The 16,663-nt window shown below is 56.0% G+C and carries 19 protein-coding genes and 1 tRNA gene; 9 read left to right on the plus strand and 11 right to left on the minus strand.

Going from position 1 to position 16,663, the window contains the following annotated elements:
• Window positions 1-49 precede the first annotated feature (49 nt).
• Complete coding sequence (locus tag Q8N00_11110) at window positions 50-511, plus strand: hypothetical protein (protein MDP2383343.1); 462 nt, start codon at window positions 50-52, stop codon at window positions 509-511.
• Window positions 512-530: 19 nt separating this feature from the next.
• Here the strand turns inward: Q8N00_11110 and Q8N00_11115 are convergent, their stop codons facing one another.
• From Q8N00_11115 to Q8N00_11165, 11 genes are all read right to left on the minus strand, one after another.
• A complete protein-coding gene (locus Q8N00_11115) occupies window positions 531-1,550 on the minus strand; it encodes an alpha/beta fold hydrolase (GenBank protein ID MDP2383344.1) in 1,020 nt (339 codons plus the stop codon).
• Window positions 1,551-1,682: 132 nt separating this feature from the next.
• Window positions 1,683-1,757, minus strand: a tRNA-Asn gene (locus Q8N00_11120).
• 99 nt (window positions 1,758-1,856) lie between these two features.
• Entirely contained in the window at window positions 1,857-2,126 is a 270-nt protein-coding gene (locus Q8N00_11125; protein MDP2383345.1) for a hypothetical protein, read from the minus strand.
• An 86-nt stretch (window positions 2,127-2,212) separates the two neighbouring features.
• Window positions 2,213-2,491: a pyruvate ferredoxin oxidoreductase gene (locus Q8N00_11130; protein ID MDP2383346.1), complete on the minus strand. Its 279-nt coding sequence runs from the start codon at window positions 2,489-2,491 to the stop codon at window positions 2,213-2,215.
• A 23-nt stretch (window positions 2,492-2,514) separates the two neighbouring features.
• On the minus strand, window positions 2,515-3,222 hold the full coding sequence (locus Q8N00_11135) for a 2-oxoacid:acceptor oxidoreductase family protein (protein ID MDP2383347.1): 708 nt from the start codon (window positions 3,220-3,222) through the stop codon (window positions 2,515-2,517).
• A 24-nt stretch (window positions 3,223-3,246) separates the two neighbouring features.
• Window positions 3,247-4,152, minus strand: coding sequence for a thiamine pyrophosphate-dependent enzyme (locus Q8N00_11140; protein ID MDP2383348.1), 906 nt, complete (start codon window positions 4,150-4,152; stop codon window positions 3,247-3,249).
• Between the two features lie 62 nt (window positions 4,153-4,214).
• Window positions 4,215-5,423 (minus strand): transketolase C-terminal domain-containing protein, encoded by a 1,209-nt coding sequence (locus Q8N00_11145; GenBank protein MDP2383349.1) that lies wholly within the window; start codon window positions 5,421-5,423, stop codon window positions 4,215-4,217.
• Window positions 5,424-5,463: 40 nt separating this feature from the next.
• On the minus strand, window positions 5,464-6,099 hold the full coding sequence (locus Q8N00_11150) for a carbon monoxide dehydrogenase beta subunit family protein (GenBank protein MDP2383350.1): 636 nt from the start codon (window positions 6,097-6,099) through the stop codon (window positions 5,464-5,466).
• Between the two features lie 329 nt (window positions 6,100-6,428).
• Complete coding sequence (locus Q8N00_11155) at window positions 6,429-7,694, minus strand: hypothetical protein (protein ID MDP2383351.1); 1,266 nt, start codon at window positions 7,692-7,694, stop codon at window positions 6,429-6,431.
• 102 nt (window positions 7,695-7,796) lie between these two features.
• Complete coding sequence (locus Q8N00_11160; GenBank protein ID MDP2383352.1) at window positions 7,797-8,075, minus strand: YciI family protein; 279 nt, start codon at window positions 8,073-8,075, stop codon at window positions 7,797-7,799.
• A gap of 35 nt (window positions 8,076-8,110) precedes the next feature.
• On the minus strand, window positions 8,111-8,524 hold the full coding sequence (locus tag Q8N00_11165) for a DUF2203 domain-containing protein (GenBank protein ID MDP2383353.1): 414 nt from the start codon (window positions 8,522-8,524) through the stop codon (window positions 8,111-8,113).
• Between the two features lie 549 nt (window positions 8,525-9,073).
• Between Q8N00_11165 and rho the strand changes: the two genes are divergently transcribed.
• From rho to hisB, 8 genes are all read left to right on the plus strand, one after another.
• Window positions 9,074-10,321: a transcription termination factor Rho gene (gene rho / locus Q8N00_11170; protein ID MDP2383354.1), complete on the plus strand. Its 1,248-nt coding sequence runs from the start codon at window positions 9,074-9,076 to the stop codon at window positions 10,319-10,321.
• 94 nt (window positions 10,322-10,415) lie between these two features.
• Entirely contained in the window at window positions 10,416-10,622 is a 207-nt protein-coding gene (gene rpmE / locus Q8N00_11175) for a 50S ribosomal protein L31 (protein ID MDP2383355.1), read from the plus strand.
• Window positions 10,623-10,723: 101 nt separating this feature from the next.
• Window positions 10,724-11,800, plus strand: coding sequence for a peptide chain release factor 1 (gene prfA / locus Q8N00_11180; protein ID MDP2383356.1), 1,077 nt, complete (start codon window positions 10,724-10,726; stop codon window positions 11,798-11,800).
• A gap of 1 nt (window position 11,801) precedes the next feature.
• A complete protein-coding gene (gene prmC, locus Q8N00_11185) occupies window positions 11,802-12,707 on the plus strand; it encodes a peptide chain release factor N(5)-glutamine methyltransferase (GenBank protein MDP2383357.1) in 906 nt (301 codons plus the stop codon).
• Window positions 12,708-12,713: 6 nt separating this feature from the next.
• Window positions 12,714-13,991: a UDP-N-acetylglucosamine 1-carboxyvinyltransferase gene (gene murA / locus Q8N00_11190; GenBank protein ID MDP2383358.1), complete on the plus strand. Its 1,278-nt coding sequence runs from the start codon at window positions 12,714-12,716 to the stop codon at window positions 13,989-13,991.
• 4 nt (window positions 13,992-13,995) lie between these two features.
• Entirely contained in the window at window positions 13,996-14,700 is a 705-nt protein-coding gene (gene hisG, locus Q8N00_11195) for an ATP phosphoribosyltransferase (protein MDP2383359.1), read from the plus strand.
• Entirely contained in the window at window positions 14,697-15,980 is a 1,284-nt protein-coding gene (hisD, locus tag Q8N00_11200; GenBank protein ID MDP2383360.1) for a histidinol dehydrogenase, read from the plus strand. The genes hisG and hisD overlap by 4 nt, the downstream gene beginning before the upstream one ends.
• Entirely contained in the window at window positions 15,977-16,585 is a 609-nt protein-coding gene (hisB, locus tag Q8N00_11205) for an imidazoleglycerol-phosphate dehydratase HisB (GenBank protein MDP2383361.1), read from the plus strand. Before hisD ends, hisB begins: the two co-directional genes overlap by 4 nt.
• Window positions 16,586-16,663: the final 78 nt, after the last annotated feature.

Genomic DNA, 16,663 nt, shown 5'->3' on the forward strand with positions numbered 1-16,663 from the left:
GCGTAACCCCACTGGGCTGATGGTATAGGCGCGATTGAGGGAGGGCAGCATGAAGGCACGTAAATGGATGATGGAATATGGAGTGGCGATGGCGCTGACGTTTTTGTTCGCTGTGATACTGGGGCATATCCCGCTGTTTCGTGAGACCACCGTGGGGAAGCTGCGGGCCTCAGATCTGGTGCAATGTATCGGATATGGGGGTGTACTGGTGATTGCTTGGCTCGGAGCCCGTCAATTGACCGCAGAGCCACCGGATGAGTGGAAGTGGATCATGCCCTACCGGGCATTAATTTTACCGGTGACGACCTTCGCAATTGTGTCGATGGCCCATGGTGTGTTGCTCTACGTCTGTGATCCGTTTCTCAGCAAGTCAGGAAAAGGGATCTATAACTGGATGTTTATCGCCGGCATTATGGCGACCAGTGCCTGGCTCATTGTGACGTGGGTCAGGAAGTGCGCACATCAGGTCGCTGAAGTGGAGTCCCGACGATTGAACAAGCAAGCAGCCTAGCTTCTCGTCAGTTTTTCGGTTACCTGGTTGGACGAGGCCGCCTGGCAGTTCCTGCTCCGGACAGTCCTATCGATTCGACAATTCTATTTTCTACCCAGAATCGGTCTTCATCCCGCCGGTATTGCTGAACGAATCCGCAATGGCCGCCATAGTAGGGTGCAGCCAGTTGAATGTGCTGGTTCTGGTGGATGGCCGGGAGCGAAAACATCGAGTAGGGAATGAACGGATCGTCTTGTGCCGTGACGATGATGGTTGGCACGGCGATCTTCCCTATTACATGCTGCGAGCCGGCCAGATTGTAGTAGTCAGCGCCACTCGCATATCCTCCGTCTTCGGCGGTGTAACGGTCGTCGAAGTCGCTGATGGTACGGATACGATCGAGTCCTGTGAGGCTCCATTTTCCTGGAAAGAGCGCGGCCTTGCGCTTCATGCGCGATTTGAGCTTGCTCAAGAAGTGATTGTGGTAGATCCAGTTTCTTGGCTCTTCCAACGCTTTGGCACATTGCGCTGGATCGATATTCGGGCACACGGCGATCGTGCCGGCCAATGCTGACTCCGACGAGCCGAATTCTCCAGCTGCTTTGAGGACGAGGTTTCCTCCCATCGAATAGCCGACAAGCCAGATGCGATTGAGTCCATCGGACTGCGCCAATTCATGGACGACGGCTCGAAAGTCCTGGCTTAATCCGCTGTTATAGAGCGTCGACGTCAGGTGTTCGGTTCCGCCACATGTTCGCTGGTTCAGGCGTATGACATTGAAGCCTGTGCGATAGGCTTTTGCGGCAATCCCATGCATATAGTGCGACTCGCTACTGCCTTCAAGTCCGTGCACGAGTACGACGGTCTGACAATCGGCTCTGGCTGTCTGCCAGTGGCAGAAGCCGAGTATTTGGGTATGAGGTTCTGTGGTGAAGAGTCGTGACTCAGTCGGAATTCCGGCAAGGAGCGCTCGGCGAGACCAGTAGCCTGGCAGAACGGTCATGAGATATGAATTATGGAGGAGCGCGGCCGGTGTGAATATTCGCCAGTTAGGCTCCATAGTGGCTATCATCGATGAAAGTCCAAGTCTCTCCGCAGTATGAATTGCCGAGGCACTGTAAGCTGGAAATAACCGCTGTCCCACTGAAGACGACAAAGGCCTTCGAGAGAAGTCTCGAAGGCCTTGATATTGTGGCTCCCCGGGCAGGAGTCGAACCTGCGACCAGCCGGTTAACAGCCGGCTGCTCTACCACTGAGCTACCGGGGAATGAAACAGTCCGTCGTCGGGCTGCGTATTCTAGCAAAAGATTTCTGTCGGGGGGAGACTTTTTTCTATCAAAACAGTTGATCGATTATGTGCTGCCGGCTATACGTCAAAATCCTCAGTTTCATCTTCATTTGAGGTCGCATCGGTCCGGCCAGCCGCAACGGATGCGTAGTGAATCGCCCAGGTGAGATAGAGGTTCCCGCTATCTCTCATGGTATCGGCAGCCTTGATGAGTGTCTGCGCTAAATCAGGATCCTTCCCGCTGGCATGAATATCGGCTGCCCGCCGTTCGAGTACTTTCGGGTATTCATGAATGAGACCTGAGATCTCTCGAATGAGCTCATCGATGACATTATCTTCTGTTTCCATCTGTTCTCCCTTAGAGCGGCACCAACAAAAAACCCCATAGCGCAGGCGCCATGGGGTCTTGCGCGGGAGACCCGCTACGAAAAACGTTAGCCTTGGTAGGCCTGCCCAAGAGCTGCTGACTCACCTTTATTGGACATCAGTTGCCCGGTGGCGCTGACCGCCTGCATGCTGATGGCATTATGTTTGGCCGCGTCGCAGACGACCACGCAGAGCTCACAGCCCTTGCAACGGTCAATAATCACTTCGGCTACCATCTTGCTTGTATTCAGGTCGAGGCAATTGGCTTCCGGACAATACATGATGCAGAGGCGGCATCCCTTTTTGGCCACGCATTTCTCATCGATGACTTGCGCTACGTTATACATGCGAGCTGGTTCCTTCTCTCTCGTTAAGCGGCGACGGCAGGATTACCGACTCGCAGCTCATACTTATTCTCTTCGGCCCATTTACTGGCGATTTCATAGGCCGCCTGCACGGTCGCCAAGTTCTTAGCCAGCAACATTTCTTTCTTGGCGAACTTCTTCTTGATCGCTTCATCCAAGGAGGCGGTTCCACCGGAGGCGACGAACTTCTTGCCGAACCGTTCCTGCAAGGCTCCGTCTAGGGCTTCCATGGAGACGCACTTGGTGATGCCAGCGACCGATCCGATCATCGCCATATTGGTCGAGAGCTCGGTGCCGGCCACTTCGATCGCGAGCTCGGTTCCCGCAATGTAAAATACTTTCACATTGAGATCCTTGAGCCGTTCAATGTCATCGGCTGACAGCAACTCCTGGTCGGAGTTGATGACGACGAGGCCGCCTTCTTTCACGCCTGAGTAGAAGGGCATCGTGTAGCTTTTCCCCATGGTGATGACCTGAGGATGAAAGACCTGGATGACGTCAGGGAATACCAATTCTCCACGGTCATAGATTCGTTCAATGCCGATCCGGCAATAACTCTCGGCTGGCGCCATACGCTTCTCGGCCCCGAAGAAGGGATTGGAGATCGAAAACTTGCCGTCGCGGTTGGCGGCCATGGCCAGGACATGTGCGGCAGTGACGGCGCCCTGTCCGCCTAATCCCGACATCCGGATATTCAGTCGTTTCTTGATCATGGTCGTCTCTCCTCCAGAATCGGATTAGGCTCCCTGCGAGGCCAGCTGCTTGGCTGCGGCCTTCTTTTCCTTGTCCTTGGCGGCCATCTCTGCCAGGAGTTGCTTGGCTGGCTCACTGATGTACTCTTTGTAGGCGAACCGCTCGGTCGGCTTTTCAGAATCCCGCATCTCTTGAAGGCCTTCCATGCTGTTCTTCCCGATTTCGAGAATGCAAGGCGTATAGAGCTGGAGGTAGGTCGGGCCGATTTCGCGCGAGATCATAACCGCGTTCCGGACCACCTTCTCAATGAGTGAGGGCTTGCTGACCGTGCATTGCACTACGTAATGGCAGCCTGATTCACGGGCAATTTCCGGCAGACGCACCTTGTCGAAAAGTTTTCCAACCGGCGCCATCTTGGCAACGAAGCCCTTCTGCATCAGACCGCTCTCCTGGCCACCCGTGTTGGCGTAGAGTTCGTTATCGAAACAAATCGTGGTGAACTTCTCCTGGCGGAACCAGGCTTGTAAGGTCATGTCGAGGCCGATATCGACGGTGGCGCCGTCGCCGGCGAGCACGACTACGTCTTTCGTCCGGCCCGGGAAGCGGACGCTCAAGGCGCGCTTCAAGCCTGAGGCGATGGCGTTCTGGTTACCGAAGAGGGAATGGATGTTGTGCACGGCCACCATGGGGAACACCAAGCTGGTACAGCCGGTGGAGCCGACCATGACGGTGTCTTCGGGGTTAGGTAAGGAGGCCAGGATATAGCGGAAGGCCATAGATTCGGGGCAGCCGGCGCAGAGTGAATGCTGCTCGATCAGTTCCTTGCTGTTGCCGATGTCCTTCCAGCCACGGTCTTCTTTGCCATAGGTCGCGCTCTTGACCAGATCTTGATAATCGGATGGCATGATGTCGTACAGGTCTTCTGAAATTTTGATTTTCTCTTTGCTCATGATGGCCTCCTCAATACGTACGTCTTATTCAGGGCGTTTAGTGCTTGCTTGCCTCGATCCAATCAGCCGCGACTGGCCATCGATACGGTATGTATACCAAGCAGGGTCTTGATTTCGGAAACGATGATTTCCGGTGGCATCGTCATGCCGCCGCAGACGCGCGGGCCTGCATGCACCCGTTCGCTGTTGGGGATAGTGGCCTTGATTTCCTTGGCCAGCCATCCGGTCACATTGAACTCCGGGACGATGATGTGTTTGGCGTTCTTCGTGGCGTCACGGATTTCCTCGCCCGGCCATGGCCGCAAGACTTTGACTTTGACCAGACCGCAACGGATGCCTTCGTCTTCGAGGAGGCGGATGGCTTCACGGCCCTGTGAGACGGCTGTGCCAGAGGCGACGATGATGACTTCGGCATCGGTATTTTCTGTTTCAATCAACCCGTTCAGCCACTTGATCGTGTGCTTGCGTGACCGCTCCACTGCCGCCCAGACTTCTTGTTGCCAGGATGCGTGGGTGGCGTAGCTGATGTAGTTGCTCTTCATGACAAACGGATCGCGCATCATCCGGACCGGTGGACATTCCATGTCCATGCAGGGCACAGGCGAGCGATAGGGGTCGTAGGGAGGCAAGCACATGTCGACTGGAGTCAGATTGACCACGTCCTTGGTGTGCGTGACGAAGAACCCGTCGCAGCACAGCGCCAAGGGAAGGTGCACATCCGGCTCTTCCGACACCATGTAGCCCATGAGGATCCAATCGAAGAAGTCCTGGGCCGTTTCCGCATGCCAGACGAGCATGCCGGTGTTCAGGAGATAGGCAATCTCAAGCGTGTCAGGCTGAATCGACAGTGGCGAGTTGATGCCACGGCAGGTGACGATCATCTGGATCGGCAACCGTGCGCCGGACCACATCGGGAAATTCTCCATCGCACGCATCGTGCCGGGTCCCGCGGTCGTCGTAAAGACGCGCGCGCCGCCGAAGGCCGCTCCCGCGCATTGCGACATGACGGCGAATTCGCTCTCGCCGCGGAAGTAATCACCGATGTACCCCTCGGCAAAGAGTTCGCCGATCAAGGCGGCTGCTTCGCTCTGCGGGGTAATGGGGTAAGCAATCATCACGTCGCAACTGGCCCGCCGAAGGGCTTCTTTGATGACTTCGCTGCCCGTATAGAACGACGGCGTACGGGGCGCCTCGTTCATCATTTTCCAGGTGTCGGTAAAGGTCTGCCCTTTTTTATTCTTTGTGCCGATGACTGAGTGTGTGTCTGCCATGGATCAGCCTCCTTTCACTCTCTTCAGAACTTCAAACGGCTTAGTTTGAGGCTCCGCTCTTTGCTGATGTCAGCCGTGGTTGGACCGTCCCTTTCAACTTTCTCACCCACTCCGCCAGTTTCATGATCTTTTCGACCGATGCGTCGCGGAAGGACAGCATCGCATCTTCATGGCCAGCCTGAGCGCACATGGCAACTGTGTAACAGGAGGTGCCGCCTCGAATGATTTTGAGCGCCAAATTTGCCTGGTGGCAATGGACCCCGACGAACATGCAGCAATCAATCTTATTGTGCCAGATGGTCAGGTTCGGGTGGTTAGGATTGATTTCGACTTCAGGGTTGATCTTCGGGTACTTGGGGCGGTAGTCCGGCATCGGAATCAGCATGGGCGTTTGCCCTGGCTGCACGCATTCCTTGAGCGTATTGTACAAGTGACGGACGGCGGTTGCCTTTTTGGCGGCCTTCTCGTTCCATGCCCACAGAACTAAGGGGCCTGGGAAGATCGTCGGCACTTTGGCCATGAGGAATTGCTTCGCCGCTTCCTCGTATGCCTTGTCCTCTGGGACGATCACACCGTTGACGTGGGCTTCCCCAGGGTTCGGCAAGCAAATGCCCATGCTCGCAGCCGATGGAGGAAGGAAATGTTCCGGGCCTGGAAGGACGCGATACTGAGTCATTACGGCTTACTCTCCGGCAAGGGGTTAAAGAACGGGAAACGCAAGTTTTTCGACGATCTGGATCTTCCCTACTCTAAGCTTTTCCCATGCCACCTGCAACCTCGCAGAAGGCCCACCACCGTGAAATTTCGGGCCATCCAACGAGAGAGGCTTAGGTCTTTTGTCCTGAGCTGCTAGCTTGCCTGCAAGTAGCTAATCGTGCCCGTTGAAGCTGCACATATTATAGAGATGTGGATTTCGCCCTGTCAAACTAATCGGCATGGCTTCAGTCGGTATGGAGTGGCAGCTGCTCGTAAATAATGAGTGCGTATTCAATATATTGCAAGGTGTCATGGTAATTGCTCGCAGGCAGGGTTGGATCCCAGGGCACAGGCCCGCTCAAGGTCATCTTTGGCGAGTCGCCCCTGTAGGCGTTCTCGATAGAGTTTTGCCCTGTTGACCAGGGCCGCAGCATTGGTGGGATCGACACGAATAACAGTGGATAAATCTTCAATTGCCTGCTCAGGCTGATTCAGCTTGAGGTAGATCTCGCTTCGGAGCGCATAGGCCTCCTTTTGCTGGGGGATCCAGCTTTCAGGCGTTTGAGCATTAATTAACTTCTTCAGTGTGGCCAATGCCTGCTGCCATGATTTGGCCTCTGCCTGGCGGCGCGCTTGCGTCGTGTATGCGCCGATGAGTCGCTGGCGGGCGATATCGGCAAACGGATCGAGCTCAAGAACTTGTTCGTAGGCAGCGGTGGCCTCGTCCCATTGCTTCAACCAGGTGAATGTATCCCCCTTCCCAACCCATGCCCATACATTTTTATCGTCGAGTGTGATGGCGCGATCAAAGTCTAGTCTGGCTTTATCCAGATAGTCCGAATAGTCCGAGGGCTGAGCCTGCTGGGAAAAGGCCAGCGAGATCAGCCGGAGATAGGTTTGGCCTCGTACGATCAGTGGGTCGACGTAACGCTCATCGAGCGTGGAGGCCTCGGTGCTGAGCTGGATTTTGTCTCGTAGGTTGTGTGCGTGGAGTGCGGTTTCCAGTAGCGCGCGCGCTCGTTGCTGTGAGGTGGACTTTCCGCTCGGCTCAATGGCCAACATTCGGACACCGACCGGCTGCTGTTGAAGCTCTTGTAATTGAGAGCGCAATTGATGGTTTTCTTGCTGGAGCTGACGAAAGTGATGTGCAAGTTGCTGATCGGATTGCAGTCGGCGTATGGCCTCCGCGAGACTGCTTACATTGACCGTAGCGCGAATGCGGACAAAGAAGACGGGGCGGTCCCGTTCGAAGGAGCGTCGAGATTCGAGGATTTCTGTTTCCGTGATGGCTGCGGCGATTGTTCTGATCTCCAGGGAGCTGGCTTGCGCGCTTCTTCCTCCAGATTCTTTTTCCACATCGTGGAATGTGGCCTCGAGATAGATGCCCGCTTCCTCCACGGCTTTTCGTTGAGCTCGCTGAAGGACTTTTTCTTCTGCAGCGGCCAGGGTATCGCCATCAGCCATGACGTACTGGCTATCGGCGATGACGATTTTCGTCGAGGCGCCCATTGCCGAGGTTCCCCATAGAATGAGTGCGAAGATAAGGGGGTAGAACAGTTGCTGGTGCAGTTTCATCAGACAACTATACCCGCTCGATTGGTGAGGGGGCAATGCAACTAAAGCAGAGACAAAAATTTATGGGGATATGGGCACGAAGCGTGGTCAGTAGGCCTAGGGCTAGCGTGCTTTCGGAAAGACTTGAATGAATGGATGGACTTCGACCCGTTCAAATACACCATGGACGGTATAGGGGTCTTCGCGGGCGAATTGCTGCGCATCTTCCAACGAGTCCGCCTCAATGACGATCAGGCTTCCGGTTTTATCCGTGAGCGGACCGGCCAGCACAACTCGGCTTTGCGCGTCGAGGGCCTCCATCTTGGCGAGATGCGCAGGGCGATAGATTTTTCGCTTAGCCTCCCCGTCGGGGCCGTCGAATCCGAGAATGACGAATTTCATCTTGATACCTCGAAGGCACTGCTAAAGTGTTGAGCTCAGGCGAGATCCTCGAGGGGACAGCGATCTTTATAGCCAGTCGTCGTTTCATGCCACCAGCGAACCTCTTGCTCTCCGAGCTTCCAGCAGAGGTAGACCACTCGACCGTCACGAAGATGGGGAAAGTCACAGAGGCCAAGGTCCAGGTCCTTCACCAGGATGCCAATCTCCTGGATCGCCTGAAGATTCGTACTGACTTGCTGAAGACCGGAGATGTATAGGTGCCCGACCGTGCTGCCCCCGCCATATTCAGCCCTGGCACTAGCCTTCTGGATTTCATCCTTCGTTCGAGCCAAGACAGCCTTGGCCTGCTGGATCGATATCAGCTTGGAGTTCAGCTGGGGGATGAGGTGATTAGCCTCGGATAATGTAAACGTTCGCTCGTGTTGTTCCTGCTCGTCGTCATGTGCCATGGTGTGCCTCTAGGGAGGTTCCTCATGTATCACACCATTCTTTTGGGCTGCAACTATAAGGATGGCGTAATCGTATCATCAGATTCGGGGGAGACGGTTTCGGCTGGACTGGGCATAAGTGAGGGAAAGAGGGTTGGTGAAAATAGAAGGTGATTCATATTGACAAGGCACGTCGCTCGCGTTATCCTTGGACCAATATCTCAGCTCGGATCAGCGGTATCTCCACACAAAAAAGACTTCCGGGGCGCATCTCGAAACAAGCCACAATCGTTCAGGCCATAGAGACATTCAGCTCGGCATGATTTTCCCCTTGAGACAATATCCGCAGATATGAGACAGAGCCGTACTCTGATTAGAGACGGACGTAGCGAGTAAGTCCTTCACGGGTCACCCTCTTTAGCTAATACACACAACATACGATCATCGAAGACATTGCCATTCATTCGGTTTCTGGACAATTTCCCATGGTTCACCACGTGCGAGCGCTGCCGATGACGACGCAGCTGAGGGCTTGAGAGGATACTCATGACACAAACGAAGGGGGAGGTTATGCACCTCGCGGAGCTGAAGCAGAAATCTATCGCCGATCTCAATGAGGTGGCGCGCGATCTCAAGATCGATGGCGCACCGAATCTGCGAAAGCAGGAATTGATTTTCGCGATTCTGCAGGCGCAAACCGCGAACAATGGCGTAGTCTTTGGCGAGGGCGTGCTCGAAACGCTCCCTGACGGATTCGGATTTCTGCGTGCTCCCGATTCGAACTATCTCCCAGGCCCCGACGATATTTATATATCCCCCTCTCAAATTCGGCGTTTCAATTTGCGCACCGGCGACACCGTCTCCGGCCAGATCAGACCGCCGAAGGAGAGCGAGCGATATTTCGCGTTGCTGAAGGTCGAGAAGGTCAACTTCGAAGATCCTGAAGTGTCCCGCGACAAGATTCTCTTCGATAACCTGACGCCGCTCTATCCCGAAGAGCGGCTGAACCTTGAGTTCGATCGTGAAGAATATTGTACCCGCGTGATGGAGCTCACGACCCCGATCGGCAAAGGTCAGCGCGGGCTGATCGTTGCGGCTCCCCGAACCGGCAAAACGATGATGCTGCAGGCCATCGCCCGGGCCATTTTGAAGAATCACAAAGAAGTCACTTTGATCGTGTTGCTCATCGACGAACGGCCGGAAGAAGTCACCGACTGGCAGCGACAGGTCAAGGCCGAAGTCATCAGCTCTACTTTCGATGAACCGGCTCAGCGCCATGCTCAGGTGGCTGAAATGGTGCTCGAAAAGGCCAAGCGGTTGGTCGAGCATAAAAAAGATGTCGTGGTACTGCTGGATAGCATCACCCGTCTGGCTCGTGCGTACAATACAATTGCCCCGCCAAGCGGTAAGGTGCTGTCTGGAGGATTGGATTCGAATGCCCTCCAACGTCCGAAGCGGTTCTTCGGTGCGGCCCGTAATATCGAAAATGGCGGCAGTCTGACCATCATGGCGACGGCGCTGGTCGATACCGGAAGTCGGATGGACGACGTGATCTTTGAAGAATTCAAAGGAACGGGCAATATGGAAGTCCATCTTGATCGCCGCCTGGCCGACAAGCGGCTCTTCCCGGCTATCGATATCAGCCAGTCTGGGACGAGAAAAGAAGAATTGCTGGTGGACAAGGATCGCCTCAACAAGATGTGGATCCTGCGCAAGGTGCTGAGTCCGCTTGGAACGATGGAAGCCATGGAGTTCCTGATGGACAAGCTGCACGGCACCAAGACCAATCAGGAGTTTCTCCAATCGATGAACCGGTAACATCCGGCTTGTAACTAGTTGCCGAGACAGGGTACAGTAGCTGGCCTTCGAATGGGCGAAGGTTGAAGATTTTGACGTCAGGGGAGTGGGAACTATGAAGAAGGGTATTCATCCCGTGTATCGGGAAGTTGGGGTGCATTGCGCCTGCGGCAACAAATATAAGACCCGATCGACGGGCGGCGATATCAATGTCGATATCTGTTCAAACTGCCATCCGTTTTTCACGGGGACGCAGAAAATCATCGATACCGAAGGACGCGTCGAACGATTCAAGAAGAAGTACGCCAAGAAAGAGAAGTAGTTCGAGACGTGATCATACGAGGGACCCTGCTTCGCTGAGGGGCAGGGTCTCTTTGTTTTTGCGCATCAGGGGTGGAGTGCGAATTTAAAGGGAACGGGGCCATGGAAGCCGTCTTGCTGAAGAAATGGGAAGTGCTGGCCACTCGATTCGATGAGTTGACCAATCAGCTCATGGACCCGTCTTTGATGAGCCAGCCTTCGCAGTTGCACAAGGTCAATAAGGAGCGGACGGATATCGAGCCCGCGGCCAAGCTGCTCGTCACCTATCGGGACAACGTCAGGCAGTTGGAAGAAGCGGTTCAAATCCTTGCGGACCCCACGGCCGGAACCGAGATGCATAAGATGGCGATGGAAGAGAGCGCCCAGCTCGAACGTCAGCAGGCCGAGATCGAACAGCAGGCCCAAGAGTTTCTCATTCCCAAAGATCCGCGAGACGAAAAAAGTCTGCTTTTCGAAGTTCGTGCCGGAACCGGCGGTGACGAGGCGGCGCTTTTCGCCGGGGTTTTGTTTCGTATGTACAGTAAATATGCCGAGAGCAAGGGTTTTAAGGTCGATGTGGTCGAAGCCACAGAAATCGGGGGCGGAGGTTACAAGGGCGTCGTCGCACTGATTGAAGGTAAGGGCGCGTACAGTCATTTCAAGTTCGAGGCTGGGGTTCACCGGGTGCAGCGTGTCCCCGTGACCGAGGCGAGTGGCCGGATTCATACCTCGACCGTCACTGTTGCGGTGATGCCCGAAGTGGACGAAGTCGATGTTCAGATCGATCCCATGGATCTTCGAATCGACACCTTCTGTTCATCCGGCGCCGGAGGCCAGAGCGTCAACACGACAAAGTCGGCCGTGCGGATCACCCATATTCCGACTGGTGTGGTAGTGAGTTGTCAGGATGAACGGTCGCAACTGAAGAACCGCACAAAGGCGATGCGGACTCTGCGGGCCAGAATCGTCGAGGCGGAGCGGGAGAAGCAAGACGCGGAAACTGCGCAGAACCGCAAGGCTCAGGTGGGTACGGGCGAGAGGAGCGAGAAGATCCGCACCTATAACTTCCCGCAGAACCGGGTAACCGACCATCGTGTCGGTGTGACCTTGCATAAGTTGGAGCAGGTGCTCGAAGGCGACCTCGACGAATTCGTTCAGGCGTTGAAAGCTCAGCGTCAGCAAGAAGTGGGGGTTGCATAATATGGACGCGGTCGCTCTTCTCCCTCAGTCGGTTGGACAAGCCACGCTTGGCGAGGTCATTGTCGAGGCTCGCCAGCTGCTGGAGCAGGCCGGCATCGAGACTGCGGAGCAGGAAGCCCTGTGGATTATGGCGCATGTGCTCCATCTTTCTACACATCATGTTGTGACCGACCGAGACCGACGCCTCTCCTCTTCCGAGCTCTTGGCCGCGAGAGGTTTAATCACGCGGCGGGTTGGCCGCGAGCCCCTGCAATATATTTTGGGGACCCAGGAGTTCTGCGGACTGGAGTTTAGGGTCAATCCAGCGGTGCTCATCCCGAGACCCGAGACTCAGTTGCTGGTCGAGTATGTTACGCAACGGATTCCTGCCGATCGGTCGTCAACCATCGTCGATGTCTGCACGGGATCCGGGTGTATCGCCGTGGCGATTGCACGGGTGAGACCTCATGCGAGGGTCATCGCGACCGATCTCTCCGGTCCTGCGCTCAATGTGGCCAGGCAGAATGCTATTCGGCTTGGAGTCAGCGAGCATATCACCTGGCTGGAAGGCGACTTGCTGGGGCCATTGGCGGAGCAGAAGCTGGAAGGGCAGGTTGACGTCATTGTCTCGAACCCTCCTTATATTCCTGAGTTAGATTGGGCGACGCTTCAGCCGGAGGTGCGGTTGTTCGAGCCACGAGGTGCGCTGGTGGCAGGGCCTCAGGGGACGGAATTGCACGAACGGTTGTTACGGGAGGCCTGCCGATATCTCTCTCCCGACGGTGCAGTGATCATGGAAATTGGCGCCGGCCAGGCTCGTGCGATGCGTCGGATTGTCGAGCAGATACCAGGCTACAGATTTCACCGGCTGGTCCTGGATGAAGCAGGGCTTGAGCGGGTGGTGATTGTGGAGCGAGTGGGAGCCTAGGGCAAGATGGATCGGACAGTCATTACCGGCGGGATACCGCTTCGAGGAGAGGTGCAGATCAGCGGGGCGAAGAATGCCGCCTTGCCGATCTTGGCCTCCACCATTCTTGGCGGCGGCGAATGCGTGATTACCAATGTGCCCCGCGTGGTAGATGTTGTCACCATGGGGAAGCTGTTGGGTATCCTGGGCGCAAAGGTTCACCATGAGGGGAATCGTGCGGTGATCGATGCGGGGATGATCAGCTCGACCCAAGCCCCCTACGACCTCGTCAAAACCATGCGGGCCTCCGTGCTGGTCTTGGGGCCGCTGTTGGCACGATGGGGCGAAGCGACGGTGTCGATGCCCGGTGGTTGTGCGATCGGGTCACGGCCCGTCAATCTCCATCTTGCCGGACTGGCCAAAATGGGTGCGGAAGTTTCGATGGAACATGGGTATATTCGCGCCACCGCGAAGCGGTTGACCGGCGCACATATTTACTGCGACACGCCGACGGTGACTGGAACGGAAAATCTGATGATGGCCGCGACGCTGGCCCAGGGGACCACGGTCATTGAAAACGCTGCCAAAGAACCGGAAATTGTCGACCTTGCGAACTTTCTTGTGAAGCGTGGGGCTCGTATCGTCGGTGCCGGAACGGATGTGATCACGATCGAAGGAGTCCGTGAGTTGCACGGGAGCGATCATGACGTCATCCCGGATCGCATCGAAACCGGTACGTATCTCGTGGCCGGGGCTATCACGCGGGGCGCGGTCACGGTCAATCGATGTTGTCCGGGCCACTTGGATGCATTATTGATGAAGTTGCAAGAGGCAGGCGTCGAGATGGAGGTGGGGCAGGACCGGATTCATCTCAATGCGGCTTCGCGGCTCAAAGGCATCGACATCCGGACATTGCCCTATCCCGGGTTTCCCACCGACATGCAGGCGCAAATGGTAGCCTTGATGACGGCAGCCGAGGGCACGAGTGTGATTACGGAGACGGTCTTTGAGAGTCGCTTCATGCATGTCGAGGAGTTGCGGCGGATGGGCGCCGATATTAAGGTTGAGGGCAACCGGGCGGTGGTGACCGGGCCGACCAGGCTCACTGGTGCGCCGGTGATGGCTTCCGACCTTCGTGCGAGCGCCGGTTTGTTCTTGGCTGGGCTTGCGGCGGAAGGCACCACGGAGATTCTTCGGGTCTACCATCTGGATCGTGGGTATGAGCGGATGGAAGAGAAACTGCGTGGATTGGGTGCGACGATTACCCGTCATAAAGAAGGGGCGGCTCCGGCCGAGACGCGCTGACATCATGCTGACCATTGCCTTGTCGAAGGGGAAAATGTTGGACCTCACGCTGGACCTGTTTCGTCGAGCGGGCTACGCCATGGGTAGTCTTTCCACCGAGAGTCGCCGGCTCGTGTTCCCCTGTCCGGAGATCGGCATGACCTTTCTCATCGTGCGGCCGACCGATGTGCCGACCTATGTCGAATATGGCGCCGCGGATGTCGGAATTGTCGGAAAAGATGTGTTGATGGAGCAGGAGAGCGACGTATATGAGCCATTGGATTTAGGATTCGGAGCGTGTAGAATCGCCGTCGCTGCGCTCGAGGGACAGGCCTCACGGGATCGGTTGTCCTCGAAAATTCGGGTCGCGACCAAGTATCCGAAGATCACCGAGCGGTATTTCAATCAGCGCGGCGTGCCGGTCGAAATTATCAAGTTGTACGGCTCGATTGAGCTGGCGCCGTTGGTCGGTCTGGCTGATCGGATCGTCGATCTGGTCGAGACCGGCAATACGTTGAAGGCGCATCATCTCGTCGAAGTGGAGTGTATTGCGCAATCTACGGCTCGGCTGGTCGTCAATCGAGCGAGTTTGAAGCTGAAGCATGCGGTGATTACAGAGCTGATCCAAAAGCTCCGGGCCGTCAGTCGCACATCAACGGGGTCTCGAGCAGCCGCTCCGCGCAAACCTTCGCGTGGAGCACGTCAAACAGTCAAACGGACGCGTACATGAAGATAGTGGCCTCCACTGAGCGAGCCTTCCTTCCCACACTCAAAAAAGTCACGTCGCGAGCCCGTGTGCAAGGGGCTACCGTCGAAAAGACGGTCAAGTCGATCTTGCAAGCCGTGGAACGAGGCGGCGATAAGGCCGTCCTCCGCTATACGAAACAGTTCGACCGCGTCTCCATGAAAGCCACGGAGCTGCGCGTTACCCCTGAAGAAATCAAAGAGGCCTACTTCCACATCCGAAAAGACGAGGGCGACGCACTCCGATTTGCGGCTCAGCGAATTACATCGTTCCATGAGCGCCAGCGCATCAAGACCTGGATGTATCAGGATAACGAGGCGACGTTGGGCCAAGTGGTCACGCCGGTCGATGCGGTCGGAGTCTACGTGCCGGGCGGCAAGGCGGTGTACCCCTCATCGGTGTTGATGTGTGCAATCCCGGCTAAGGTGGCGGGTGTTTCCCGTGTCGTGATGTGTACGCCGCCGCAAAAAGGCCCGATCAATCCCTATTTGCTCGTCGCCGCCGATATTGCCGGCGTGACGGAGATCTATCGCGTCGGGGGCGTGCAAGCCGTCGGTGCGATGGCGTACGGGACCAAGACGATCCAACGTGTCGACAAAATCGTGGGGCCCGGGAATATTTATGTGGCGACGGCCAAGCGGCTCCTCTTTGGCACGGTCGGGATCGATATGGTGGCCGGTCCGAGCGAATTGCTCGTGGTCGCAGACGGTGATGCGAAGCCGGCGCACGTTGCGGCCGATCTTCTCTGCGAAGCGGAGCATGATGAAGATGCACAGGTCTATCTTGTGACCACATCGGCGCAGTTGGCGAAAGACGTGGTGCGACTCATCGGCAGCCAGCTGAAGGGGTTGCAACGGGAAAAGATTGCCGCCAAGTCTATTGCACGCCATTCGGTGGCGTTTGTGGTCACGACCATGGACGAAGCCATCGATGTCGCCAACGAGATTGCCCCGGAACATTTGACGCTCTCGGTCGATGAGCCGTTCGACTATCTGGAAAAAATCAGGCACGCGGGGGCGCTATTTTTGGGTCGGTATACGCCCCCGTCGGTGGCGGATTACGTGGCCGGTCCGAATCACGTGTTGCCGACCGGCGGGACGGCGCGCTTCTTCTCGGCACTCTCTGTCCACGATTACCTCAAAGTGAGCAATATCGTTCACTACACGAAAGAGGAGCTGAGCAAGGTGAAGGATCATCTCGTTCGGTTGGCACATATCGAAGGGTTCGACGCCCACGCGAAATCAGCCCAAAGCAGGTTTTCATGAAAAAGAACGGATCGGTACCCAGGCAGGCATCAATTCATCGCGCGACCAAAGAAACGGATATCCATGTCGACTGGCGGTTGGACGGCAGCGGGCAAGGGAAGATTGAGACCGGCATCCGGTTCTTCGACCATATGCTGGAACTGTTGTCCAAACATGGATTTTTCGATCTGACGGTCAAGGCCAAGGGCGACATCGACATCGATGAACACCATACGGTGGAAGATGTCGGCATCGTCATGGGCAAGGCCCTGCATCAGGCATTGGGGGAGAAGGGCGGGATCAAACGGTTCGGCTTTGCGTCGCTCCCGCTGGATGAAACGCTGGCTCAGGTCACCGTGGATCTCAGTGGCAGGCCCTATCTTGTCTATAACGTGAATTTGCCTGATCGGAAGATCAAGACGTTCGACCTCGGCCTCTTCGAAGATTTCTTTCAGGCGTTTGTCACCCACGGTGGGCTCAACTTGCATGTGAATCTGATGTACGGGCGCAACCCGCACCACATCATGGAAGCGATCTTCAAAGGCCTTGCCAAGGCGTTGGATCAAGCGACGATGCCGGAAGAGCGGTTGGCGGGCAAGGTGCTATCGACGAAGGGTCTGTTGTAATAGAGCTAGGCAATGGGACTCGTCAAGGTGGATTGGGGCAGGCGACTGAAAAGGAGCCTGCCCCTTCTGTTTCATCCA

It is taken from the genome of Nitrospirota bacterium (assembly GCA_030684575.1).
Taxonomy (GTDB): Bacteria; Nitrospirota; Nitrospiria; order Nitrospirales; family Nitrospiraceae; genus Palsa-1315.

Coding starts and splice junctions, on each gene's coding strand:
- Q8N00_11140 (MDP2383348.1), bottom strand. CDS start 4,152: ATGAGCAAAGAGAAAATCAAAATTTCAGAAGACCTGTACGACATCATG.
- Q8N00_11165 (MDP2383353.1), bottom strand. CDS start 8,524: ATGGCACATGACGACGAGCAGGAACAACACGAGCGAACGTTTACATTA.
- hisD (MDP2383360.1), top strand. CDS start 14,697: ATGAAGATAGTGGCCTCCACTGAGCGAGCCTTCCTTCCCACACTCAAA.
- Q8N00_11125 (MDP2383345.1), bottom strand. CDS start 2,126: ATGGAAACAGAAGATAATGTCATCGATGAGCTCATTCGAGAGATCTCA.
- rho (MDP2383354.1), top strand. CDS start 9,074: ATGCACCTCGCGGAGCTGAAGCAGAAATCTATCGCCGATCTCAATGAG.
- hisB (MDP2383361.1), top strand. CDS start 15,977: ATGAAAAAGAACGGATCGGTACCCAGGCAGGCATCAATTCATCGCGCG.
- Q8N00_11110 (MDP2383343.1), top strand. CDS start 50: ATGAAGGCACGTAAATGGATGATGGAATATGGAGTGGCGATGGCGCTG.
- Q8N00_11150 (MDP2383350.1), bottom strand. CDS start 6,099: ATGACTCAGTATCGCGTCCTTCCAGGCCCGGAACATTTCCTTCCTCCA.
- hisG (MDP2383359.1), top strand. CDS start 13,996: ATGCTGACCATTGCCTTGTCGAAGGGGAAAATGTTGGACCTCACGCTG.
- prfA (MDP2383356.1), top strand. CDS start 10,724: ATGGAAGCCGTCTTGCTGAAGAAATGGGAAGTGCTGGCCACTCGATTC.
- Q8N00_11155 (MDP2383351.1), bottom strand. CDS start 7,694: ATGAAACTGCACCAGCAACTGTTCTACCCCCTTATCTTCGCACTCATT.
- murA (MDP2383358.1), top strand. CDS start 12,714: ATGGATCGGACAGTCATTACCGGCGGGATACCGCTTCGAGGAGAGGTG.
- rpmE (MDP2383355.1), top strand. CDS start 10,416: ATGAAGAAGGGTATTCATCCCGTGTATCGGGAAGTTGGGGTGCATTGC.
- Q8N00_11135 (MDP2383347.1), bottom strand. CDS start 3,222: ATGATCAAGAAACGACTGAATATCCGGATGTCGGGATTAGGCGGACAG.
- Q8N00_11145 (MDP2383349.1), bottom strand. CDS start 5,423: ATGGCAGACACACACTCAGTCATCGGCACAAAGAATAAAAAAGGGCAG.
- Q8N00_11115 (MDP2383344.1), bottom strand. CDS start 1,550: ATGGAGCCTAACTGGCGAATATTCACACCGGCCGCGCTCCTCCATAAT.
- Q8N00_11130 (MDP2383346.1), bottom strand. CDS start 2,491: ATGTATAACGTAGCGCAAGTCATCGATGAGAAATGCGTGGCCAAAAAG.
- Q8N00_11160 (MDP2383352.1), bottom strand. CDS start 8,075: ATGAAATTCGTCATTCTCGGATTCGACGGCCCCGACGGGGAGGCTAAG.
- prmC (MDP2383357.1), top strand. CDS start 11,802: ATGGACGCGGTCGCTCTTCTCCCTCAGTCGGTTGGACAAGCCACGCTT.